This window comes from Vagococcus fessus (assembly GCF_003987565.1).
Taxonomy (GTDB): domain Bacteria; phylum Bacillota; class Bacilli; order Lactobacillales; family Vagococcaceae; genus Vagococcus_D; species Vagococcus_D fessus.
The window spans coordinates 717,102-741,663 of record NZ_NGJY01000001.1; the positions used below are offsets into that span (position 1 = coordinate 717,102).

General features: G+C 34.5%; 22 protein-coding genes and 2 riboswitches. Of the genes, 2 read left to right on the top strand and 20 right to left on the bottom strand.

The genetic code is table 11. The features are described from left to right. Positions 1 to 27: 27 nt before the first annotated feature. The 16 genes from CBF31_RS03535 to hrcA form a co-directional block, all read right to left on the bottom strand. Positions 28 to 1,140, bottom strand: coding sequence for a cobalt-precorrin 5A hydrolase (locus CBF31_RS03535; RefSeq protein ID WP_126830987.1), 1,113 nt, complete (start codon positions 1,138 to 1,140; stop codon positions 28 to 30). A gap of 1 nt (position 1,141) precedes the next feature. After that, positions 1,142 to 1,894 (bottom strand): cobalt-precorrin-4 methyltransferase, encoded by a 753-nt coding sequence (locus CBF31_RS03540; RefSeq protein ID WP_126830988.1) that lies wholly within the window; start codon positions 1,892 to 1,894, stop codon positions 1,142 to 1,144. A 10-nt stretch (positions 1,895 to 1,904) separates the two neighbouring features. Beyond that, on the bottom strand, positions 1,905 to 2,456 hold the full coding sequence (locus CBF31_RS03545; RefSeq protein WP_126830989.1) for a decarboxylating cobalt-precorrin-6B (C(15))-methyltransferase: 552 nt from the start codon (positions 2,454 to 2,456) through the stop codon (positions 1,905 to 1,907). Beyond that, positions 2,449 to 3,054, bottom strand: coding sequence for a cobalt-precorrin-7 (C(5))-methyltransferase (locus CBF31_RS03550; RefSeq protein ID WP_126830990.1), 606 nt, complete (start codon positions 3,052 to 3,054; stop codon positions 2,449 to 2,451). Before CBF31_RS03550 ends, CBF31_RS03545 begins: the two co-directional genes overlap by 8 nt. Then, a complete protein-coding gene (cbiD, locus tag CBF31_RS03555) occupies positions 3,051 to 4,172 on the bottom strand; it encodes a cobalt-precorrin-5B (C(1))-methyltransferase CbiD (protein ID WP_126830991.1) in 1,122 nt (373 codons plus the stop codon). The genes CBF31_RS03550 and cbiD overlap by 4 nt, the downstream gene beginning before the upstream one ends. Positions 4,173 to 4,175: 3 nt before the next feature. After that, entirely contained in the window at positions 4,176 to 4,829 is a 654-nt protein-coding gene (locus CBF31_RS03560; RefSeq protein ID WP_126830992.1) for a cobalt-precorrin-8 methylmutase, read from the bottom strand. Between the two features lie 18 nt (positions 4,830 to 4,847). Beyond that, the gene (cbiB, locus tag CBF31_RS03565; RefSeq protein WP_245977907.1) at positions 4,848 to 5,810 is read right to left on the bottom strand and encodes an adenosylcobinamide-phosphate synthase CbiB; all 963 of its coding nucleotides are present in this window, start codon (positions 5,808 to 5,810) and stop codon (positions 4,848 to 4,850) included. Further along, positions 5,801 to 7,180 carry a cobyrinic acid a,c-diamide synthase CobB gene (locus tag CBF31_RS03570; protein WP_126831177.1) on the bottom strand — a complete coding sequence of 460 codons (1,380 nt, stop codon included), beginning with the start codon at positions 7,178 to 7,180 and terminating at the stop codon, positions 5,801 to 5,803. The genes cbiB and CBF31_RS03570 overlap by 10 nt, the downstream gene beginning before the upstream one ends. Before the next feature lie 89 nt (positions 7,181 to 7,269). Beyond that, a riboswitch (cobalamin riboswitch) is annotated at positions 7,270 to 7,460 on the bottom strand. Next, positions 7,434 to 8,321: a GHMP family kinase ATP-binding protein gene (locus CBF31_RS11015; RefSeq protein ID WP_170167865.1), complete on the bottom strand. Its 888-nt coding sequence runs from the start codon at positions 8,319 to 8,321 to the stop codon at positions 7,434 to 7,436. Its footprint overlaps the riboswitch before it by 27 nt. Continuing rightward, positions 8,299 to 9,396: a threonine-phosphate decarboxylase CobD gene (gene cobD, locus CBF31_RS03580; RefSeq protein WP_126830993.1), complete on the bottom strand. Its 1,098-nt coding sequence runs from the start codon at positions 9,394 to 9,396 to the stop codon at positions 8,299 to 8,301. The genes CBF31_RS11015 and cobD overlap by 23 nt, the downstream gene beginning before the upstream one ends. A gap of 23 nt (positions 9,397 to 9,419) precedes the next feature. Continuing rightward, positions 9,420 to 9,908 carry an ECF transporter S component gene (locus tag CBF31_RS03585; protein WP_126830994.1) on the bottom strand — a complete coding sequence of 163 codons (489 nt, stop codon included), beginning with the start codon at positions 9,906 to 9,908 and terminating at the stop codon, positions 9,420 to 9,422. A 384-nt stretch (positions 9,909 to 10,292) separates the two neighbouring features. Next, positions 10,293 to 11,225 (bottom strand): metal ABC transporter substrate-binding protein, encoded by a 933-nt coding sequence (locus CBF31_RS03590; protein WP_126830995.1) that lies wholly within the window; start codon positions 11,223 to 11,225, stop codon positions 10,293 to 10,295. Between the two features lie 197 nt (positions 11,226 to 11,422). Continuing rightward, the gene (dnaJ, locus tag CBF31_RS03595; RefSeq protein ID WP_126830996.1) at positions 11,423 to 12,577 is read right to left on the bottom strand and encodes a molecular chaperone DnaJ; all 1,155 of its coding nucleotides are present in this window, start codon (positions 12,575 to 12,577) and stop codon (positions 11,423 to 11,425) included. A 167-nt stretch (positions 12,578 to 12,744) separates the two neighbouring features. Further along, the gene (gene dnaK, locus CBF31_RS03600; RefSeq protein WP_126830997.1) at positions 12,745 to 14,565 is read right to left on the bottom strand and encodes a molecular chaperone DnaK; all 1,821 of its coding nucleotides are present in this window, start codon (positions 14,563 to 14,565) and stop codon (positions 12,745 to 12,747) included. 49 nt (positions 14,566 to 14,614) lie between these two features. Continuing rightward, positions 14,615 to 15,199, bottom strand: a complete 585-nt coding sequence (grpE, locus tag CBF31_RS03605) for a nucleotide exchange factor GrpE (RefSeq protein WP_126830998.1) — start codon at positions 15,197 to 15,199, stop codon at positions 14,615 to 14,617. A 38-nt stretch (positions 15,200 to 15,237) separates the two neighbouring features. Then, positions 15,238 to 16,269, bottom strand: coding sequence for a heat-inducible transcriptional repressor HrcA (gene hrcA / locus CBF31_RS03610; RefSeq protein ID WP_126830999.1), 1,032 nt, complete (start codon positions 16,267 to 16,269; stop codon positions 15,238 to 15,240). A gap of 559 nt (positions 16,270 to 16,828) precedes the next feature. Here hrcA and CBF31_RS03615 point away from each other — a divergent pair. After that, entirely contained in the window at positions 16,829 to 18,376 is a 1,548-nt protein-coding gene (locus CBF31_RS03615; RefSeq protein WP_126831000.1) for a YfcC family protein, read from the top strand. 68 nt (positions 18,377 to 18,444) lie between these two features. Here the strand turns inward: CBF31_RS03615 and CBF31_RS03620 are convergent, their stop codons facing one another. Next, a complete protein-coding gene (locus CBF31_RS03620; protein ID WP_126831001.1) occupies positions 18,445 to 19,008 on the bottom strand; it encodes a cob(I)yrinic acid a,c-diamide adenosyltransferase in 564 nt (187 codons plus the stop codon). A gap of 331 nt (positions 19,009 to 19,339) precedes the next feature. Here CBF31_RS03620 and CBF31_RS03625 point away from each other — a divergent pair, with 331 nt between their 5' ends. Beyond that, positions 19,340 to 20,227, top strand: coding sequence for a LysR family transcriptional regulator (locus CBF31_RS03625; RefSeq protein WP_126831002.1), 888 nt, complete (start codon positions 19,340 to 19,342; stop codon positions 20,225 to 20,227). A gap of 167 nt (positions 20,228 to 20,394) precedes the next feature. After that, a riboswitch (cobalamin riboswitch) is annotated at positions 20,395 to 20,521 on the bottom strand. Positions 20,522 to 20,593: 72 nt separating this feature from the next. Here the strand turns inward: CBF31_RS03625 and CBF31_RS03630 are convergent. Genes CBF31_RS03630 through CBF31_RS03640 form a run of 3 tightly spaced genes read right to left on the bottom strand, consistent with a single transcriptional unit; the run spans position 20,594 to position 24,562 of the window. Then, positions 20,594 to 21,964, bottom strand: a complete 1,371-nt coding sequence (locus CBF31_RS03630; protein WP_126831003.1) for a GlmL-related ornithine degradation protein — start codon at positions 21,962 to 21,964, stop codon at positions 20,594 to 20,596. Between the two features lie 2 nt (positions 21,965 to 21,966). After that, positions 21,967 to 24,189, bottom strand: a complete 2,223-nt coding sequence (oraE, locus tag CBF31_RS03635; protein ID WP_126831004.1) for a D-ornithine 4,5-aminomutase subunit OraE — start codon at positions 24,187 to 24,189, stop codon at positions 21,967 to 21,969. 1 nt (position 24,190) lies between these two features. Continuing rightward, on the bottom strand, positions 24,191 to 24,562 hold the full coding sequence (locus CBF31_RS03640; protein WP_126831005.1) for an ornithine aminomutase subunit alpha: 372 nt from the start codon (positions 24,560 to 24,562) through the stop codon (positions 24,191 to 24,193).

The window sequence follows — 24,562 nt, forward strand, 5'->3', positions numbered from 1 at the left end:
AGCCTCCATTATCATTCATTTTATTTTTCATATTTTCGTTACTTGTGCTAAGACAATCGTAACCCCTTGATAGCTAAATCGTTCGCTTAAGACCTTTCCATTACTAGCAACGTGTGCACTAGCACTAGCAACATTTCCTATTCCTACATTTTTTTTGACGAACTCTGAACTAGGGTAGAAATAAGATGCCTCTTCAAGCTCTTCTTTACTATATGTATTGAAGGGACAATTTAGTTTATTAGCTAAATTAATTAATCCAATTTCATTTTTCTTAACATCAATACTCACTATCTCTTTAATGCTTCTATAGTGAATATTGTGTAACTCGCAAAATATAGTAAATGCTTGATTTACTATTGAATCCGATACTCCTTTTCGACTACCCATGCCTAAAATATAATTTTTTGGTATTACTTGGACTTTAGGAATCAAGATATCATATAATTTTGGTAGCTTTAACTGTGGTGACACTACTATAAGCCCATCTAAATCACAAGGTATGAGTTCTAAGTTCTTTAAGACTGTTAATCCTCTAGTGTCTTGTATATAATCTTTGTCTTGATAAAATCCAACAGAAGCATGAGATGCCAATAAAGAATTAAATTCTAGTGTATTTTCTCTAAAATTTTCATACCATCCCTCAACTTCTTTTGCTATTAAGTCTAGAGCTGTAACATTTTGAGTATCTGTTGCAGTTGTAATGACAGGAATCGCTTCCAAACGATGAGCTAATTCTCTTGTTAAGTCATTTGCCCCACCTATATGACCAGATAATAAACTGATAACAAACTGAGCTTTTTCATCAAGTACAAGAATAGCCGGATCATATCGCTTATCTTCTAATACACCATCTAAACTTCGAACAACAATACCTGTAGCCATAATACATATGAGATAATCATAGTCTCTAAATAAAAGTTGAAGTGACTCCTTAACTTTTTTCGCCGGCAACACTTTTTCACTGGATTGCTTGATACGTTTCTCTGGCACGTAGATGTCTGCCGAAGTAAACTGTCGTCTTATCACTTGAGCTTGTTTTCTTCCAACTTCTGTCAATGCGACAATGGCAACTTTTTTTAAGCCTATTTGTGAATCTATTCCTCTGATACTATTTAAATAATCCTTCTTCGTAATTGACATTTTATTTACGAAACTCATGCTTGAATTTTTGATGGTATAGTTTAGAATAATAAAATTCTTCTCCTAAAAAATCACCAACCATAATTAAAGCAGTTTTAGTAATCCCAGCAGTTAATACTTTCTCTTCAATATCAGCTAATGTCCCGTGTACTTTCTTTTCGTCATCCCAAGTTGCTTTATATATAACACAAGTAGGTGTCTCTTCTGGATAACCTCCAGCAACTAATTCAGATACGACCTTCCCAATACCTTGTACCGATAAAAAAATAACCATTGATGTACGGTGCTGTGCATAAGAACGTAAAGACTCTCGCTCTGGTACAGGTGTTCTTCCTGCCATTCTTGTTATAATGACACTTTGAGAAACTTCGGGAACTGTATATTCAGCACCGATACTTGAAGCTGCCCCCAAGAAAGAACTCACACCTGGTGTACAATCAAATTCAATATCTTTTTTCTTCATCTCTTCCGTTTGTTCTCGAATAGAGCCATATATTGAAAAATCACCAGTTTGTAATCGAACAACTTCCTTGCCTTCTTTAACACCTTTTTCCATAACATCTATAATCTGCATCAAATGCATAGAAGCACTATCATGTAATTCGCAACCCTCTTTACAATAATTTAATAAGTCTTTATTAATTAATGACCCCGCATAAATCACAACATCTGCTTCTGATAATAATTTGTAGCCCTTCAAAGTTATTAAGTCTACTGCACCTGGTCCTGCTCCAACAAAATGTACTTTACTCATCTTCTTCCTCCTATTTTTGACACGAAATAATCAATGTTTGATTTTGGGGTTTAAAATAATGCCCCTTACCTAATTTAGTCCAATCTCCTATACCTACTTGAACCATCTCTAACTCTTTAAATTTTGATTTTTCTAGCTCACGCATCGCTTCTAAAGCGTTTTCAATAAGGATGAAATTTAAGACTAGGATTCCCTCATCCGTTAAACTGGAGTAACTCCAGTCAATAATTTCTGCTAAATTACCACCGCTGCCCCCTATAAAAATACGGTCAAATGATTGCCTCAGCTCTATGGGAGCCTTACCCAAAGTAACTTGATAATTTGATAGGTTAAATTTCGTTTTATTTTTTAAAATTAAATCGACTGCTATTTCTTTTTGTTCTATACCAAGAACTTCTAAATCAGGATACTCAAAAGCCGCTTGCAAGCCTACACTTCCTGTTCCTGCACCTACATCCAATAGAGAGTTAGCATTTCCTAAAGATAATTTACTTAAACTAATCGCTCTAACTTCCTCTTTTGTCATAGGTACCTTATCTCTGATAAATTCTGTATCACGCATCTAAAATCACCACCACATTCAAGTCATATTTTTTATTAGGAACATCACATGCCTCAAAAAAATTGATTTTTTCATTAGCATAACTTAAATTTTCCCCAATAATAAATCGTTTCTGTTTTCCTCTATCTAACGATGCTTTTGCTAACTCATAAGGTCCCCATACTTCATCGGTTACCATTGCTACTTTTGGCAACTCAAATATTAAATCTAAGTTTGGATTCTTCCCGTGACTACTAGTTAGATAACAATCATTTTGTGATAATTTAACTTTTGAAAAGAGATACTGGATGGCACTAATACCTGAAATTATATGAACTTGGTCATCTGAAAACTGTTGACTTAACCATGTTCCAATTCCATATAGCATTGGATTCCCTGAAGCCAACACGACACAATCCCTATCCTCATTTTCTATTAATAAACTTTTCAAATCAGCTAATTTTTTAGGAAGTTCTATTTTTTTTAAAGAAGAGACTTGAGGAAAACTTTCTAACTGTCTTTTACTTCCTATTACTCTGTCTGCTGCTTCTATTGCGAGTAAACCTTCATTTAAAATCAATTCAGCTTTACCAGGTCCCATACCAACAACTTTTATCATTTAAATAGTACCTCCAGCTCCTCTAAAGGTTTTGTACTTGCTAACAATCCTCGTTGTGAAGAAAACATGATTGCCTCAATAGTTACCCTTCTTTTTTTATAACGTAATAATAATTCACTGCGTTGTTTAATTTTATCTACAATAACTTGATAAACGTGCTCATAATGATTCGCAACTATTATATCTCCAGCAGCTTCTGTAGTCGTACACTTTGCTACTTCTTTTAACATCTCTACTGGGGCCCCTAATAAGGCAAGATTAGCTATCAATATTTCAGTTCGACCATCTGCATCTTTGCTATGCGTCGAAAAAATACCAGCAGCAATCTTAATAAATTTACCAATATGCCCTACCATTAGTACCTCTTCAAACCCTATCCTCTGAACTTCATTTAAAACATATCCAACAAAATTACTCATATTCACAACATTATCAGTTGGAATTCCCATTTCATTCTTCACAAAATCCTCACCATAATTACCTGGAGTCAAAATAATTCGTCGTAAGCCTTGTTTATATTTCATTTCCAACTCAATGGTTATTGAAGCTTTCCATCCCTCTTCTGACATTGGCGTTACAATTCCAGTTGTGCCTAAAATACTAATTCCGCCTACAATACCTAAGCGACTATTAAAAGTTAACTTCCCTCGTTCTTCTCCTTCTGGAGCATAGATAAGAACATCTGCACCTTTTCCTTTAGGTAAAACTGGGAGTAAACTTTCCTTAATCATTTTTCTTGGCACAGGATTAATTGCTGCTTGCCCCTCAGGAATTGCTAACCCCGGTTGTGTTACCCTTCCAATCCCATCGCCCCCATCAATTACTATCTCTCCGATGTCATTTAAAGTAACTTTTGCATAAATCCACATCTCATGAGTTGCATCAGCATCATCCCCACCATCTTTTTCAATGGCTGCGATTGCATAATCCTCCTGAATCTCTCCAGCGACTAATGGTAAGTTCAATACCACTCCTGATGCTGTTTTTATGGAAATAGTTTCAATAGTTTCTCGATTTAAAAGCATTAAGCATGCTGCCAAAGCAGCCGCACTCGCACAGGTGCCCGTAGTATACCCTTTTCTTAACTTTTTACCATTATAGTAAACATACTCTTCCACTTATCACTCACGTCCCGGCATATTATATAAAATAGCATTTATAATAGCTGCTGCTAAATTACTCCCGCCTTTACGCCCTAATGCTGCGATTGCAGGGATATTACTTTTAGCCAATTCTTCTTTAGATTCTTCAGCACCTACAAAACCTACGGGAACACCTACTACTGCATCTAGCTCTAATTGATTATCTTCATACATCTCTAAAATCTTATACACAGCCGTTGGAGCATTCCCTAAAACAAAACACTTCGGCCCTTCCACTTGTGCTGCTACTTCAATAGCTGCCATTGAACGAGTTATCCCTTTCTCTTTTGCAATAGCAGCAACTTTTTCATCACCTACATAGCAGAAATAATCACAATTATACTCTGTCAATTTTTTCTTATTGATACCGCTTAAAGCCATATTAGTATCAGTAAAAATAGTGCCACCTTTTAATATCACATTTTGAATTTTACTGATAACATCATGTGTAAAAGATAAACTGTGCATATAATCAAAGTCTGCAGTAGTATGGATAGCACGTTTAATAATAGCTTCATGAACGTTAGTTTCAAACGTATAGTTTGGCTCTAGCTCATCGATTATAGATTGAATAATAATAAAACTTTCCGTCTCAATTAAATGCGGGTTTTGTTGATACTCTCTTTTTTTCATATAAATCTCCTTAGTTTTTTATAGTAACAATAGCTTAAAACCGATAAGAATTAATAATGCTAAAATGGACGAACCATATAACAACTTATTAGTTTGGTTGATATCTGAAAATTCAACAGGTTTTAAAGGATCACCAATCGTAGGCTTTTGAATTTCTATCCCATGATAGGTATGCGTCCCACCTAGTTGAATGCCTAGCGCTCCAGCAACCACTGCTTCTGGAAAAGCACTATTAGGACTTTTGTGATTATAACGATCGCGCCACCCTATTTTTAGAGCATTTTTTCCATCTAATCTTAAAATAAAACTAACAATAATCATCAAAAACCATGTCACTCTTGCAGGAACAAAACTAAAAATGTCATCTAGAATAGCAGAAGCTGCTCCAACTTCAAGATGCTTATTATTTTTATAACCAACCATTGAATCTAATGTATTAACCGCCTTATACATCATTCCAAAAACGGGGCCCCCTAGTGCAAGATAGAATAAGGGAGCAATCATCCCATCATTCGTATTTTCAGCTACAGTTTCTATTGTCGCCTGAGTGATTTCTTTTTTTGTTAAGTTAGTCGTGTCACGACCAACGATCATCGCAATTTGAGATCTTGCCTCCTCTAAAGTCCCCTTACTTAGAACGTTATACATCTTGTTACCTTCATAAGCTAAACTTTTCATTGCCATAGTCGTATAACTCAAATAAACTGCAATTACTCCACCAAATAATGGATGAACCTTCGTGGCAAACTTAAGTAAAAAATAAGTAACTATTCCTGTCCCACCTACTATAATTAGCCATAAAATAATACCAAATAAATATTTCAACTTTTTATCTTTTACATTTTTCTGTATACCATTATCAATAATACTAATACTTTTCCCAATTACTTTAACAGGGTGAGGCCAACTATAAGGATCACCTAAAATACTGTCTAAAATAAAGGCTAAAAACAGTACTATTATAGAAGTCATCATATGCATTCAACAGCCTTTCTTATAAAGTGATCTATTAATTGACTATTTTGGAAAAAGTGAAGATGTAAATAACTAGCAAAAGTATTATTCTTTAGATACCCCCCTTGCCACGTTTTAATTTTTTTACCATCTCTCCATTTTTCCATATTCATTATAGGCAGTTCGCTTGTTTCAAATATTGAATGATGAAACTCATGACCATATACTATTAAATTTTGTGGGATAACTGGAGTATCGATAGTTGAAACTCCCTGACAATATCCGAAACGCTTAAGACTCGGTGTCATCTCGCTAAAACCATCAAAAACACCGACCATTTCATATTTTTTATCTTGAATTTTAAGATAGCTGCCTAAGTACATCAACCCACCACATTCTGCATAAATTGGAACATCTTTTTGAGATTTTCGTAATAATTCCTCTCGAATAATTTTATTCTCTGCTAATTCTTTAGCAAATTCTTCTGGATATCCGCCCCCTATATAATAGGCATCCGCTTCTGGTAACTTCTGATCGTACATTGGACTAAACGGGATCAATTCGATTCCCTTCTTTTTCATTAATTCTAAATTGTCTTCGTAATAAAAATTAAAAGCATCATCCAATGCATAAGCAATCTTTACAGGCGTTTCTATTTTTGAATAATATTTTTTCACTGTTTCTTTATTCAAAGTTTGAGAATTCAAGTTATTAGATACTGATATTTCTAGTAATTTATCTAAATCAATAGTTTTCCTCACTTTTTCCCCTAATAGTTCTATCTCTTTCTCAAGTCCTTCTATCTCATTTTGAGGAACTAATCCAAGCTGTCTAGACGGCAAACTTAGCATCGCATTTTTTCCTAAATAACCAAGTACAGGAACATCAGTATATTTTTCAATACTCTGTTTAACCAACTGATAGTGATTTTCACTCGCTAGTTTGTTTAAAACAACCCCAGCAATATCTAAATCACTATCAAATTCAGAAAATCCTTTAACTATTGCAGCAACTGACGTTGACGTTGCTTTTCCGTCTATCACTAAAATGACAGGTGCCTTTATTTTTTTAGCAAGAGATGCTGTTGAACAATTATCTTTATCAATTCCCAATCCGTCATATAATCCCATAACTCCTTCAATAATTGAGATATCTGATGAACGTGCTTCTTTTTCAAATAAATAATTTAAAATGTCATCACTTTGGATTAAAAATGAGTCTAAATTACGGCTTTTATTACCTGTTACTTTAGTGTGATAGGCTGTATCTATATAATCTGGACCCACTTTAAACGGTTGGACATCATATCCAATTTGCTTCAAAGCGGACATGATACCTAGAGTTACGGTTGTCTTCCCAACACCACTTCCTGTACCTGCTATTACTAACTTTCTCATCATTCCACGCCTCCAATGCTAAAATAAAAACACCCTAAAAATGGGTGTTTTGTACAATTAAGAAAACTAAAAAATAAACACCCTCAGAATTTTTTAGTTATTAAAAGGCAGGTATCCTGACTCGATTTCTTCCTACTTTCAAACCTTCCCAAAAATTATCAGTGGTTTATTTGATTTCGTCCATCTCACAGTAGCTAGGGGCTGTACAGGATTTCCACCTGTTTCCCTGTTACTTTTAATTTAATATTCAATTTTAAAAACTCGTAATTGAGACTCCACCCTCTACTGTTTCGGTTAGATATATTTTGGGATACTTTTTAGTAATAGCTGAATTCAATCTCAAAACTTTGATTAAATTATTAATCCTCGGGTGATTATAGTTAAAAAGAAGTCCTACAACTGTCCCACTATGTGCAACCATTGTCCCCACTGCACCATATTTTTTACCAAACAAATGAATGTCTTGAAAATAAGGTTTGGGTAGTATAATTTGATTTAGAAAAGAACTCTTCGTAGCGATCTTACCAATCTCGCTAATCGACTGTATACATGTGCTTTTTTTAAATTCATTAACCAGTTCACAATAAATTCCCCCTTGTTTCCTGACTATCTCTTCATTTCTGAAAGCATGAAAATCAGATGTATCAAGATTTTGACGTCCCTCAAAAATTAATAAGTGGCACTTAGGTGTCCATGTTGTTTGAAATAGAATATTACCTGAACTAGGAGCCATCACTGAAAGTTGACTAAGGGCGATACTATCAGTTTTCTCAATCTGACAGCAAATTTTAATAACTTCTCTCTCTGTTATCTTTTTATTTAAACAATAAGTAACTCCATAAATCATCGCAACAATATCAGCAGTACTACTTGACATTCCTTTTGATAACGGAATATCAGAATGTCTCACAACTTTTATCTTTGGTAAATTCTCTTCGGGAATGTTAAAAAATACACAAGTAAGACTATATGCTTGTTTCATTTTTTTAAAATCAGGTAGGTCTAAGCTGTCGTGTTTATAGATTTTTAATGTTGTATAACGATTAATAGGTAAGGTTACAAGATATTCTTCTTTCTCTATGAACCCTTGAAAAAGTTCGCCGCATGAACCTGGGCATCTAACTGTTACTATCGGTTTCATTTCGACACACCTCAGTAATAGCCTCTATTAAATATTGATTATCTTCAACACTCTTTACAGCAACTCTATAATAATTAGAAGTCAATCCACGATAATTACTACACGACCTAATTAAAATTCGTTTATTTAATAATTTATTTCGAAATTCTGAAATATCGGTAACCTTTAACAACAAATAATTTGCACTAGAGGAATACACTTTTATTTGATGAAATTTTTCAAGCTCATTTTGTAATCTTTGACGTTCAGTGTTTATAAAATTGTGCGTTTGGATTTGAAATGACTCATCGAATAAAATATTTTGACCAATAACATCTGCTAAAATATTTATGCTCCATGGAATTTTGTATAACGCCATCTTTTGAAGAGTGTTGACATTATGAGTTAATAAATATCCTAACCTAAGACCTGGAATCGCGTAAAATTTTGTTAAAGAGCGTAGTATATATAAATTATCAGAGTTAGTTAATTCATCTATCATTGTGAAATCACTCGTATTAGGTAAAAAATCAATAAAAGCCTCATCTAAAATTAATGAAATATTATCAACGCTGCATCGTCCTAATAACTGTGTTAACAACTTTTTACTTATAACTTTTCCTGTAGGGTTATTAGGATTGCATAAACAAATACAATCTATTTGGCTATTATTATCTAAAAACTCAAAAAAATTAATTGGATTAATCTCAAAACCTTCTTCTTCGTTAAGATAAAAATAACTGAATCTGCTCCCCACTAAGTTAAATGCCTTTTCATATTCTGAAAATGTCGGAGCTAATAATAAGACATGTCTAGGCCTTAGTACTTGAGCTAAGAGATAAATTACTTCTGCTTCTCCATTGCCAGGAAAAACATATGAACTTGATACTCCGTGATAGTTTGCAATCGCTTTTTTTAATTTTCTATATTTAATATCTGGATAGTGTTGCAATTCTGTTATATTTTTTTTTAAGACATTTAATAAATTTTCAGACAAGCCTAAAGGATTTATATTGGCACTAAAATCTATTAAATCAGACTTATTTATCCCTAAATAATCCGCTATTTCTTCACGATTCCCACCATGTTCACTCATTTACTTCACTCCTCTGTACAAACTTAACGTAACGTTAGTTTTTTTATTTCATTAGGTATTAATTTATAAACTACCTCAGTAATAAATAAATTAATGACTGTAGCGATTGTTAAGGGGACAAACAAAATAAAAACTGTTTCATGAATTAAAGGATATAGTAATAATAAATCCAGTAAAACACTACTAAAATAAGCTGCTATCCAACTTATTGTGATTGTTTGTTTTTTAAAACAAGTAGACACCTCTCTGATTTTTCCATAAATAAACATTGTTACTGCCATCAAAGCTGTCACAAGTATATGTACTGGAAGTGTTAAAGGAAAGCCCGCTAGTAAAGCCGATATGAAATGTCCTAGTGCTCCTAACAATGCTCCAGGTAGTGGTCCTAAAATTAAAGATCCTAAAAACGCTGGAAAAGAATCCAAAGCAACCGAACCCAAAATTTTAATATTTGCACCTAACACACTCATTGCCAATAACATGCTTAATAATGTTAATTTCCTAACAGACATTCTAATCCTCCTAATAGTTAAATTAACCCTTAAAACAAAATAAAAAGGACATCTTTATAAACTAAAGATGTCCTGTAAATAATAAAGGATTCAGTAAACAAACCACTTTAACTAGTTACAAGACAAAATCCCAATAGCTTTGTCTATTTATAATAACTAAAATAAGTAGTCTGGCTCCGCATAATCTTACTCTATTGATAGTTTCATTCAATAGCTAAGTTGCGTTACAGTAGAAAGGGTCTGCTAAGGTCTCACACCTTATTTCCTCATCTCAGTTATAAACTTTATAACACAATTGTACAGAAACCGTTTCCAAATAGCAACTGTTTTTATTACATAATTCACAAATCAAACATAAAAAAATAAAATCTGCTTACACAGACTTTATTTAATTGTTTTTTGTAAGGCTTTCACGTTTTCTTTCATCTCACTAATGTAATCACTACCAGATTCTTGCTTATCTTTTGATAAACCTTCAAGAGTATTTAAATCTATCATCTTTGCGCCTGTTGCATTTGCAATGGTTTCTGCAATTTTACTTGAAGCTAACTCTTCTGTATAAATATAATCTACTTTATTCTTTTTAACAAAATCTTCTATTTTAGCTAATTCACTAGGACTAGGTTCTTGATCAGGTGAAATACCTGATATTGAAACTTGCTTTAAATCATATTGTTTAGCTAAGTAACCAAAAGCAGCATGCTGAGTAACAAATTCACGGTTTTTAGCGGTTTTAAAAGCCTCTTTAAATGTCTTATCTAATTCTGATAATTGGCCTTGATAGTTCTTTGTATTCTCTTCATATGTCGCTTTATTCTTTTCATCGACTTCAATAATTCCATCGCTAATAGCGGCAACTTCTTTCTTCACAAGAACAGGATCTAACCAAACATGAGGGTCTAAACCATGCTCATGACCGTGCACAGCTTCTTCACCTTCTTCTGATTCAGAACCTTCCATTAACTCAATCGCATCACTGGCTTCAATTACTTTTGTTTTTTTCTTATCAATGTTTGCTAAAACACTTTCTACCCAAGTTTCCATCTCGTTTGAATTGTACACAAAAACATCAGCGTCTTGAATACGTGCAATATCTTTTGCACTTGGTTCATAATCATGAGGCTCTGTTCCACCAGTGATTAACATACTGACATCTGCCTTATCCCCAACAATATTTTTTGTAAAATCATACATCGGATAGAATGTCGTTACTACTTGTAATTTATCGTTTGCTTTATTTTTTCCTTCATTAGAACTACACGCTGTTAAAACTAAACCTAAAGCAGCTAGTGATAAAAGGGTTACTATTTTTTTCATTACTCTTCCTCCAATATTTAATAATTATAATAGCTCGTTGCTTAGCTCACCACATCGCTTTTTACAAATCGTAACTATTACACTTTAGAAGTATACCATATTGATTTACAATTGCAAGAAAAAATACGACTACTAATAGCAAAAAAAGAGAACAAGTCAAAATATTCAACTTGTTCTCTTTTTTAAGAGTCTTATTCTTATTTTTTACGTTTTTGATCGAAACTAAACGCATCTTTTACTTTATCTAAGAATCCTTCTTCTTCATCTGGGACTTGATCGCCACCAGCTTTAGCAAAGGCTTTTAATGCTTCTTTTTGAGCCTCATTTAAATTCTTAGGTGTAATAATTTTAACCGTTACTTGTTGGTCTCCAGTTCCAGTTCCACGAAGACGAGTTGCCCCTTTTCCTCTTAGACGGAACGTTGTACCTGATTGTGTTCCAGCTGGTACTTTTAATTTCACTTTTCCGTGAACAGTCGGTACCTCTACTTCATCACCAAGCGTTGCTTGAACAAAGCTTACTGGTAAATCATAGTAAATTTCAGAACCATCACGATCAAAGATATCACTTTCTTCAACACGGAATACGACGAATAAATCACCGTAAGGCCCGCCGTTGATTCCTGCTTCACCTTGACCTGATAAACGCATTTGTTGACCATCTTCAATACCAGCAGGAACTTTTACTTTCACGCTATGTTGGCTCTTCGTATGGCCCGTTCCGTGACAATCATTACATGGTGACGCAATAGTTTGCCCTTTACCACCACATTGGTCACAGGTTTGTTGTGTCATCATACGACCAAGTGGCGTTTGACGTTCAACTTGAACAGCCCCTTGTCCGTGACACTTAGAACATGTTACAGGTGAAGTACCAGGTTTAGCCCCTGTCCCATCACATGTCTTACAGCTGTCTTCACGGTTAAATTTAATCACTTTTTCAACACCGAAAATAGCTTCTTCAAAGGTTAAGTCTAATGAATATTGTAAATCAGCACCTTGTCTTGGGGCGTTCGGATTAGATGAACGACCACCACCGCCAAAGAATGATTCAAATATGTCTTCAAACCCACCAAAACCAGCTCCGCCACCACTGAAGCCGCCGAAACCGCCGCCTCCACCGTAGTTAGGGTCTGTACCTGCATGACCGTATTGATCATAAGCAGCTTTTCTTTGAGGGTCACTTAGAATCTCATAAGCCTCAGAAATTTCTTTGAATTTATCTTCTGCGTCAGCTTCTTTATTAATATCTGGATGATATTTTTTAGACAGTTTACGATAAGCTTTTTTTAGCTCATCAGCTGTCGCGCCCTTGGACACACCTAACACTTCATAATAATCGCGTTTTGCCATGGGTTTCCCTCCACATCTTTTCTAGATTAGTTAGCTTGTCTTCAACTTCATTAGCATACCATAATTTTAGAGATACCTAAACAGTCTACTTAAACTAAATACATATTCTTCCTTAATAAGTAGGAAAAGCCAAAAGCGAGGTGCTTTGGCTTTTTCCTAAATCACTCTTATTTGTCGTCTACTTCTTCAAAGTCAGCATCTACAACATCATCTGCACTACCTTGAGCCGCGTTTGGATCCATACCTTCAGCAGCAGCAGCTTGTTCGTATAATTTAACTGTCAACGCTTGAACAATTTCGTTTAATTCGTCACGTTTAGTTTTCATTTGTTCTAAGTCATTTGCTTCAACTGCAGCTTTTAACTCATCACGTTTTGCTTCTGCTTCTTTAACTTCAGCTTCATCAACTTTACCTTCTAATTCGCCTAAAGTTTTATCAACTGAGAATAATAAAGCATCTACATCGTTACGTAAATCTACTTCTTCTTTACGAGCTTTATCTGCTTCAGCATTTGCTTCAGCGTCTTTTACCATTTTATCAATTTCTTCATCTGTTAAACCTGAAGATGATTTAATTGTAATTGTTTGTTCTTTTTGAGTACCTAAGTCTTTAGCAGATACGTTTACGATACCATTTTTATCAATATCGAATGTTACTTCGATTTGTGGCACACCACGTGGTGCAGCTGGAATATCAGTTAATTGGAAACGACCTAATGTTTTGTTATCTGATGCCATTGGACGTTCACCTTGTAACACGTGAATATCTACTGCTGGTTGGTTGTCTGCTGCTGTTGAGAAGACTTGTGATTTACTTGTTGGAATTGTTGTATTACGGTCAATTAATTTAGTGAATACTGATCCCATTGTTTCGATACCTAATGATAATGGTGTAACGTCTAATAATACAACATCTTTAACATCACCAGTGATAACCCCACCTTGGATTGCAGCACCCATTGCTACTACTTCATCCGGGTTAACTGATTTGTTAGCATCTTTACCAGTTTCTTTTTGTACAGCGTCTACAACTGCAGGAATACGAGTTGATCCACCGACTAAGATAACTTCATCAATTTCTGATTGAGTTAAGCCAGCATCTTTAAGAGCTTGACGAACTGGAATTTTAGTTCTTTCTACTAAGTCAGCTGTTAATTCATCGAATTTAGCACGAGTTAAGTTTAATTCTAAATGAAGAGGTCCAGCTTCACCAGCAGTGATGAACGGTAAGCTAATTTGTGTGCTTGATACACCTGATAAATCTTTTTTAGCTTTTTCAGCAGCGTCTTTAAGACGTTGTACTGCCATTTTATCTTGTGATAAATCAATACCATTTTCTTTTTTGAATTCAGCAACTAAATGATCGATGATTTTGTTATCAAAGTCATCCCCACCTAAGTTATTGTCACCAGCTGTTGATAATACATCGAATACGCCGTCTCCTAATTCAAGGATAGAAACGTCAAATGTACCGCCACCTAAGTCAAATACTAATACTTTTTCTTCTTTATCTGTTTTATCTAAACCATAAGCAAGTGCTGCTGCAGTTGGTTCGTTAACGATACGTTCTACTTCTAAACCAGCAATACGGCCAGCATCTTTAGTTGCTTGACGTTGAGCATCATTGAAGTAAGCTGGAACTGTAATAACAGCTTTTGTTACTTCTTCGCCTAAGTAGTCTTCAGCAAACCCTTTTAAGTATTGTAAAGTCATAGCTGAGATTTCTTGTGGCGTGTATGATTTACCTTCAACATCTACTTTATAACCAGCTTCACCCATGTAACGTTTGATAGAAGCGATTGTGTTAGGATTTGTTACAGCTTGACGTTTTGCAACTTCCCCTACTTGGATTTCTCCATTTTTGAATGATACTACTGAAGGTGTTGTACGGTTACCTTCTGGATTCGGAATAATTTTAGCTTCTCCGCCTTCTAATACAGCTACTGCAGAGTTTGTAGTTCCTAAGTCAATACCAATAATTTTAGTCATAATGTCGTTCTCCTTTTATATGTGAATTTAATTTTTTAACAAATTTAATTTATTGTGCAACCATAACCATGCTCGGTCTTAAGACACGATCATGTAGGATGTAACCTTTTTGTAATTCTTGAACAATTTCATCGGGTTTTTGACCATCTTCAAGAGGGATTGTTTGTACAGCTTGATGTAAATTAGGGTCAAAAACTTCACCTTTAGCAGGAATTTCTTCGATACCGGCAGTTTTTAAAGCATGTAGCATACTCTCCATTACCATCTCGATTCCTTTTTTAAGGCTTTCACCTTGCTCATCTGTTACTTCAATTTGTAAAGCACGCTCTAAGTTATCGATAGCTGGTAATAATTCTTTACCTAAATCTTGCGAACGGTATTTAGCTGCTGCTTCACGGTCTTTAATGTTACGATTACGCATATTAGCAATTTCTGCTTGCGCACGTAAATATTTATCTTCCATTTCTGAAAGTTGTTCACGTAATAATTCTTCAGTAGATTTTTCAACTTCTTCTGTCCCGTCTACTTCTTCAGTAGTTTCTTCACCGTTTAAGATAGCATCTACTTTAGCTTGCTTCTCTTCATTCGTCTCTATTACTTCTTCTTTTTCTAGTTCTTCATGATTTTCAGTCAATTTCTTAACTCCCTTTCTCTAACCCTATTAACTTAAGGTCACTCTAATAGTCGATAATAGTCAGTTAATTCTTGTGACAATTCTGTTCTAAAAGCATCAACAAGACCTAACATTTTTTCATAGGACATATTCGTTGGCCCTAAAAGAGCAATCGTCCCTTTACCATGTCCGGCAACTTCATAAGAAGCTGTGATTAAACTCATATTAGTTAGTAAGTCATTTTCAAGTTCATTTCCTATCCTAATATCAATATCTGCTTCTGTTGGTGCAATCAATGCCGTTAGTTGGTCTGTATTATCCATTAAAGAATAAACAGATTTAAACTGAGACACATCTGATAACACATCCAAATCTAGTAAATTCATCTTGCCACTTACAAAGACCCGTTCTTCGAAAGCCTGACCCATAATTGTATCAAACAGTGACATAATCCCTGTTGGACTGTGGAAATACTTTTGAAGTATCATTGGAATTTCAGTTCGGAGCTTATGATAAACAGTTAATAGAGGCTGTCCCACTAATTTATCATTGATAATTTTAATCATCTTCTCAATATCTTCAGCAGAAACCCCATCCGGTATAGTAAACACCTGACTTTCAACATTTCCTCGATCCGTCACGATAATCGCCATTAATTGATGATTATTAAGTGGTACGACTCTAAATCCTGTTAACTTACGCTCTTTTACTTCTGGTCCTAATGAAAAAGCTGTGTAACTCGTTAAATCGGATAAAATTTGTGCTGATTTTGCAATAATATCATCGATAGCTCGGTACTCCTGACCAAAGGCACCTTTTATTAGAGATAATTCCTGTTTACTTACCTCAGAAGGTTTTAACAAGTTATCTACATAATACCTGTAACCTTTAACAGATGGAATACGACCTGAGGATGAATGTGTCTTTTCTATAAAACCAACTTCCTCAAGTGTGCTTAAATCATTTCTGATCGTAGCAGAACTTGCTTTGATACCTGCATCAACAAGCGTCTTCGATCCGACTGGTACACCAGACGAGGTATACGTTTGGATCAACAAACCCAATATATTTAATTGACGTTCTGTTAGCATCCTCACTCACCTCTTTTTATGTTAGCACTCGTAAGACCCAAGTGCTAATTACAAGTATAACTATACCAACCCTTTATTTATTTGTCAACAGATTACACTCTTTTTTTAGCACTTGATATCAACGAGTGCTAAAAGTTCTTTTTCTACTATATAATGTACTTTCATCAGATTCAATTCCCAACCTTTACTTTTCTTTTTATAATAAAAAGGGCTTGAATGTCTCCATAAAAACCATTACATTTTTGTACACGCTCATTTATTTCCCATTTTTATTTTAATATAATTCGAAAAATCGCACAAATAATACCCTTTTATTATAAATAAGAATTCACTTGACATAACAAAGAAGTAAGCGTTTCATTAAGTTGTAATTTATTAACCTTTCATGCTTTTAATGTATATAAATACAGCTTTCTATTAATTATATCTACTATTAATAGTAGTACTCGACCACTATTCTCATTTAAAATTAATAATACTCATAAAATTGTTGTCCAATTCTTGAAATCCACCTATAATGTATGAGACAGAAAAAATAATGAATGGAGTTGTTAATTTTATGGAGAAAAAGAAAAAAAAGTTTAGTTTCCCATCGGCCTATACTGTCATTTTAATCGTATTATTATTAGTTATGGGACTAACTTATTTCATTCCTGCTGGTAAATTTGAAACGATTCAGTACAATGACGATAAGACATTTACAATCGTTCCAGCTGGTATGACTGAAGAAGATGCTAAAAAGGATGCGGCTAACACTGTTCCTGCTGATCAAGAGTTCTTAAAAAATAAAGATATCAAAATCGATATCTCTAAATTTGAAGATGGCTCGATCAAAAAACCTGTAGCAGTACCTGGAAGCTACAAAGAGTTAGATGAAAAACGCCCTGGTTTATTCGGAGCTGTTAAGAATTTCTTACATGCCCCTATCCAAGGTCTAGCACAATCTATCGAGATTGTCACATTCGTACTCATTTTAGGTGGTATCATTGGAGTTATCAATAAAACTGGTGCCTTCAATGCTGGTATGAACGCTTTATCATTACGCTTAAAAGGTAAAGAAAAATGGTTGATTATCATTATCTCTACTTTAATCGCAATAGGTGGTACAACATTTGGATTAGCAGAAGAAACTGTCGCTTTTTACCCAATCCTAGTACCAATTTTCATGGCTGCTGGCTATGATGCCCTAGTTGCGATTGCTACAATTTACTTAGGAAGTTCAATCGGTTCGATGGCTTCCACAGTTAACCCGTTCTCAGTTGTTATTGCCTCAAACACTGCAGGTATTAACTTTACTGATGGTATGGGCTTACGCTTAGTTATGTTAGTTGTCGGAACTATTATGTGTATTGCTTACACTATCCGTTATGCAGAACGAGTTCGTAAGAACCCTTCTGAATCATTAATCTTCGATCAAAAAGAAGAGTTAGAAGCACATTTCTTAAAAGAAACCGTTGATGAAAAAGAATTAATTTTCGACGTTCGTAAAAAAATTCTTTTAACAGTATTCGCAGCTTCATTTGTTATTATGGTATTTGGTGTTAAAGATTGGGGCTGGGGGTTCGTTGAAATCTCAGCATTATTCTTAGGTGTTACATTTATTATGGCTGCTATTAGTGGTCTTGATGAAAAATCATTCGTTGGTGAATTTATCGCCGGCGCATCTGATTTACTAGGTGTTGCTCTTGTTATTGGTTTAGCCCGTGGGGTTACAATCATCATGGAAGATGCTAAAATTAGTGATACATTAATGTTCTGGTTAAGTAATGGCGTCTCTCACATGAGTGGGGTTGTCTTTACAACTGTAATGTTCTTTGTATTTATCCTATTAGGCTTCTTCATCCCTTCATCTTCAGGTTTAGCTGTACTGTCTATGCCAGTTATGGCTCCACTTGCAGACGTTGTAGGTATCGACCGTGCTATCATTGTTGATGCTTATAACTGGGGTCAAGGAATAATCTCATTCATCACACCAACTGGTTTAGTTCTTGCATCACTTGCAATGGTTAACATTTCATTCGATAAATGGTTGAAATTTGTTACACCGCTTATGATAGCAATTGGAGCACTTGCTATTATCCTATTAGGTCTAGGAGCTTATATTTAATAATATATAAAAAACACGTCAACCCTTTATTCAAGGAATTGACGTGTTTTTTTATACTCTATATTTAATTAATGAAATACTTTTCCGCTACGCTCATAAGACACATCACTTACACCAGCAATGTGATTTACACTTCTTGCTGCTACAAAAAAATAGTCAGATAAACGATTTAAAAATTTTAATACCTCTTCATTAATTTCTTCTTCCTCCATCACACACACAACTAAGCGCTCAGCACGTCTCGTTACGGTTCGACAAATATGCATCAAAGAAGATATCTCGTGACCACCAGGGATAATAAAACTCTCTATTTTAGGGAGTGACGCCTCACACTTATCAATAGTTTTTTCTAACCATTCTACCTCACTATTAGATAACCTAAAATTCTTAATTTCAGGAGACATTGCGATATCCGTTCCAGCATCAAATAAGAACTGCTGAATTAAGCCAATTTCTTCAAATATATTTTTAAATTTTTCATCCTTAGCAACTTTACTAGCCACAAAACCTAAGTTTGAATTTAACTCATCAATCGTTCCATAAGCATTCACTCTTGAAGAATTTTTAGAAATTCTACTACCGCCTATAATACTTGTTTTTCCTTTGTCTCCACCTTTAGTATAAACTTTCACGAAAAATCCCTCCTCATTATATTTAAATACATATAAAATAATCTGATTGAACTGTATAATGATACTCCTATATAGTTTAATTATATACAATAAAAATTATACTTATCAACCATAAAAGGAATAGCAACTATTACCTTTATCCAACTTTTGAGCGGATTGTGAAAAACGACCTTTTTTTGATAACAATGTCACTTTTTAGCTTAAAAAAAACATTCCCAATGATTCACAAAAGGTTCTAAAAAACAAAAAAAACTTTCTGTAATTGAAATCGTTTACAACCTTTTGTACATGCTATATACTGAATATATATATATGTAAACAGGAGGTTATTATGGAAATTAGAAACTTGCAAACATTTCAAGTTGTCGCAGAAGAATTGAATATGACACATTCAGCTATTAAACTCAATTATTCACAACCAACTATCACAAAACACATTAAAAGTTTAGAAGATGAACTTGGAACAATGCTTCTAGACAAAAAGAATGGAAAATACTTTTTAACCTACGCTGGAGAAGAATTATATAAAAGAACTGTTAATATTCTAAGCGAAGTCAACTTGATTAAGACCATTCCCACAGAATTGGGTAGAAGTTATGTTATGAAACTACAAGGTCATGACTTTTATTGTTTTAACTACTTTATGCCACATTTGAAAACTATGACTAAAGAATTTCCTGCAGTCACGTTTAAAATTGATGGTTCCAGTAACGATGATACAATCGGAAGATTACTTAAAAATGAGATTGATATCGGAATTGTCTCTGGCAACTTAGTCTCCTCAGAATTAGAAACTAAAGTTATTGATCACGAAAATGTTGTATTATGTGTTAATTCAAATCTCTATAGAGAACATTTTGAAATTGAGGATTACTTTGCTTTGTATCCTATCGTTATCGATCAATCTGAATATTACAATTATAACAACTTTTTTCAACATTCATTAACACCACCTAGAATTATTGACTCTAGTAGTGATGAAGTTGTACAAGAAGCTATATTAAACGGAAATATGTTAGGGATTGTTCGATCAGGTAGACTTCAACCACTTATTGATTCTGGTGAAATCAAAGTAGTTGAAGAATTAACTAACAAGGAACCTATTCAAGTAGTTATGAATAAATCAAACCGTAACAATGAGTACATCGTGTCACTATTCAATTTAATCGCTGATCATTCTCTAAAAAATTCTTCAGAAAAAGTTTTTCAGTGGTCTTAGATTACTAATATTATAAAAATTGACCAACCTATTTATTTGCAGATAAACAGGTTGGTCTTTTTCAGGTATAATAGTTAGTAACCTCGCTAAAATTAATAAAGCCGCCTTGTATAAGATATACAAAGCGGCTAAAAAAATCTAGTTTAGCCACCTTTTTAATCCCGAAAAAGTGAAATAAATTGTTAACAATGTTCCTGACTCAGATACAAGTGTATCCATACAGTTGCGGGTACAGCGTTGGCTTCACACCAACTTCCATTGTGATTTAAAAATCATAACAACTTATTCTATATTTTATAGTATACAACAACATACGACATAATGAAAGCGATTGCTTCTATTTATCTCTTACTTTTATGAATTAATCTAACATGACAGTTTGTAGTTTAATGAATTTTCTAAGAGTCTAATAGCTGCATCTTCATATTTAAAAGCTAAAACACCTAATGAAGACATAATATAATCATTATCAATCAACACTTTAACCTCACCAGTAGGTAATAAAGAAAGGTTGTTATCGTCTTCTCCTTTGATGATTTGTGATAATATTTTTCCTCCGTCTTCTAAACGTGTTAACGCGCCTCCCGTTCCAATAATAAATCGTACATTAGACAGGTCTTTACCTTGTGCTAAGGTACCTCTCCCAGATGGTCCGTATACATATCTAATCCCACCAGCATGACGATCAATAGCTGTCATCGTTGCAACTTCAGCTAAACGATTAATAAATCGTCTTTCTTCATCATTTTTTGGAATTGCATAATACTCTTTACGTAGTTTTTCTAAATTAAAACCTTCTTTAATGAGTTGCTCTTCACCTATAATTTCAATAACATTTTCCATATTAACATACATTCCCAAATCACCCTCAACCGTTCTTTTAGCTGTGGGCTCTGGAGAAACTTGTATTCTTGATATAGCTTCTGTCCCTTCAGTAACTGAATGGACATCTGTTGTAGCTCCACCAACATCAACAACTAAAACATCACCTATTTTATCATAAATAAGTTTACAAAGATTCATTACAGCTGCTGGGGTTGGAGTAATTGTTTCATTAACAATATCAAAAATATGTTTCATTCCCGGGGCATGTATAATATGTTTTTCAAATGCCTCCTGAATAACTTTACGAGTAGGTTCAACATTAAGCTCATCAATTTTTGGAAAAACATTTTCTACGATATAAAGTTCTTTTTGATGGTTCTCAAAAATTAATTTTACTTCTTCATCATTCTCAATATTACCTGCATATATAACCGGAATAGGTAAATTTAATTTAGCTATTTCTTCTGCGTTATAAAGAGCAGTATCACGCTCACCGTAGTCTACTCCTCCAGCTATTAAAATAATATTGGGATGATCTTCTTGTAATTTTTTTAAATCTGTTCTGCGTAATTTACCAGCTGTAACAATTCTAACAATTGCGCCAGCACCCAGAGCAGCTTCCTTAGCTGCCCTTGCTGTCATATCAAATACTAAACCATGAACAGTCATTTTAAGACCGCCTGCCGCACTTGATGTCGCAAACATTTCTGAATATGTTAAGTCATCAACTTGTAAGTTTTTACGTAGATCTTCAATGCTATTTTCAAGACCAATACGGACATCACCCTCTTGGACTGTTGTAGCTGCTTGACCTTGGCCGATAAAAATAGGTTCTTTAGTATTAATGCCATCAAAAGCATTTACAACAGTAGTCGTTGATCCGATTTCTGCTACTAAGACATCTATTTTCATATTTATTCGCCCTTTTCCATCTCGCGTCGTTTTTCAACTAATGCAGTTGCTACATTTGAACCATTACTTCCACGTCCGAAGGCTGCATCCATACCGTGTTTAACACCGATTTCTGGAATAACTTGAGTTCCTCCAGCCATAATCATTAATTTATCTCTTACACCTTTTTCTATTGCTAATTCATGAATTCTTTGCATATTTTTATAATGAATATCATCATGCGAAATAATAGTAGAAGCTAGAATAGCATCTGCATTCAATTCAATCGCTGCATCAACCATCTTCTCAACTGGAACACTAGTACCTAAGTAATGAGCTTCAATACCAAATCGTTCAATACCACCATGTTTAATATCAATGATTTCACGTAATCCAACTGAATGTTCATCTTCGCCAACGGTACCAGCTACAATTAACATTTTTTTACGTTTGATATCTTCGCGAATTTCATCATCTGATAATACTACTGGCTCTTCCGGAATAATTAATGAATCTTTTTCAATAGAGAATGGTAAGCGTCCTTTTAATTCAATACGCGTGCCTTCAGCAGCTTGCATAATCTCTTTATTGATAACTTCACAATCAACTAATCCCATTTTTTTACCCATTTCTAGTGCAGCAAATTCTGCAACACGACGAGATTCCGGTATCATCATTGTTAATAAGACAATTCCATCACCCATCCATTCAGCTTCAGGTTTAATTTGGCCACCTTCACGGAATTCTTTTGTTTCTTCTAAACGTAGATTTACGTTATCATTTTCATCAAGTTCATCAATGAAAATAATTTTTTCTGGGACTTCAAACGTAGACCCACCAATTAATTTAGAAGGATCTTCTACCGCTGACTCATCATATTGAGCAACGTTGTTATAACCATAGTGAGCTGTTACTGGAGCCATGTAGTCTTCATCACGTTCGTAGACAGTACCTTCTCCAACTCCTCCATTAATTTTTCTTGAGATACCATCTTCATTACGTTCAGGGTAGTTACCTGAATCAACAAACATTGCATCTTCAACAGCTTGGAAGTATCCTCCAGATTTAACCATACCTTCTATGAATAACACTGCACGCTCTTTGATTTCACGAGCATTTTCTCTTAATGGTCCATCTTCTTTTAATTCAACCATTTCATTAAACCCGTCTAATCCTTGGAATACTTGTTTAGCAGTATCTACAGCTTCTACGTTGTAAATATGCCACGGAACATTACGGCCTTCATCTGGTGTGATTGTTGATTGAATGTCTGCACTTGTTAATTTAGAAATTAGTAAGTTAAGAACATGAGTTACTGTTGCTTCACGAGTTGATGCTTCCATATATTTAGTATTTTGTTGTGCTCTCATACGATATTCACTAAAGAATTCTCTCAGTGCAACTGCGTATGGTAAATCTAGGAACATTGATGGTGCTGGTGGTGCTGTAGGTGGTACTGTAGATAAACAAATATCTGATTTGTTCATACCAACTTTATAAGAGAATACTGAGTTAATAGCATGTTGTACCATTAATTCAGGCATAACTTTCCATGCTTCACGAGCAGTCGCATTAGCATTGTGGGCACCATCAATTTGAGCAATCCCAGCCCACGCCATTACTTTTTTAGATTCACAAGCATCGACAAATGAACGAACCATATTAATATTACGATATAAAACATTATATTGAGGATCTTGATGGGCTCCATTAACACCCTCTTCAGCAAACATTACTGCCACTTCAGGTCCTGCAATACCAGAAACGTAACTATGATAGTTAATTGGACGTCCTACTTCTTCTTCAATTGCATCAAGTGCTCGTCGTTGAGCTCTAACTTGTTTACGAGTGATTGGAATACCACCAATCCCTTGCGGAGTCCCTTCAATTAGACCTTCAAAATGAGATTGTCCTGCAGTACGAATAACCATTAAATGATCCGCACCATGCCATGCTGCCATTCTCATACGTCTAATATCATCTTCAAAACGACCTGAAGCAATTTCAGTTGTTATAGATGAAGTTCCTTGAGGATCAATATTATCAAAATATTTTGCTGATGGTAGTGGCACACATTGTTTTAACGACTCTGCCATATCTTTGTATTCAAATTTATGCATTTGGTAGCGGGGTACTGGTGTTCTCCATGTCCAACCACGACGTTTTGGATGATAATTTTCTAAGCCATCAAGTATCTCATGGACATCTAATTTTGTATTTTTTTCTAATTTAATCTCTTTTACCATTTTAGTTGCCCCCTTTAAAGATATCATTGACTTGTTTCCAGTAATCACCTTCGATTAACTTAAGACCCGCATCACGAATATCCAAATCATTTTCTTTAGCTATACGATAAACTATATGACCTGCACCTTTACCCATTAGCTCTTCAGCAATTACACGATTTACAATTTCAGTTGCTTCAACTGAAGAGAATCCCATACGTAATAAAATTGAACGTTCGATAGATGGAGATGTATATTTAGTTCCCATTTCTAGCATAGGTTCAACTACTTCTTCTGACAATTCCCAGAAACGTTCTTTTAATTGCTCATCTGTTAAGTCTGCTAAATGTTTTCTTGCTTCTTCAAAAACTACTGCATTTTCTTTATTATCCAT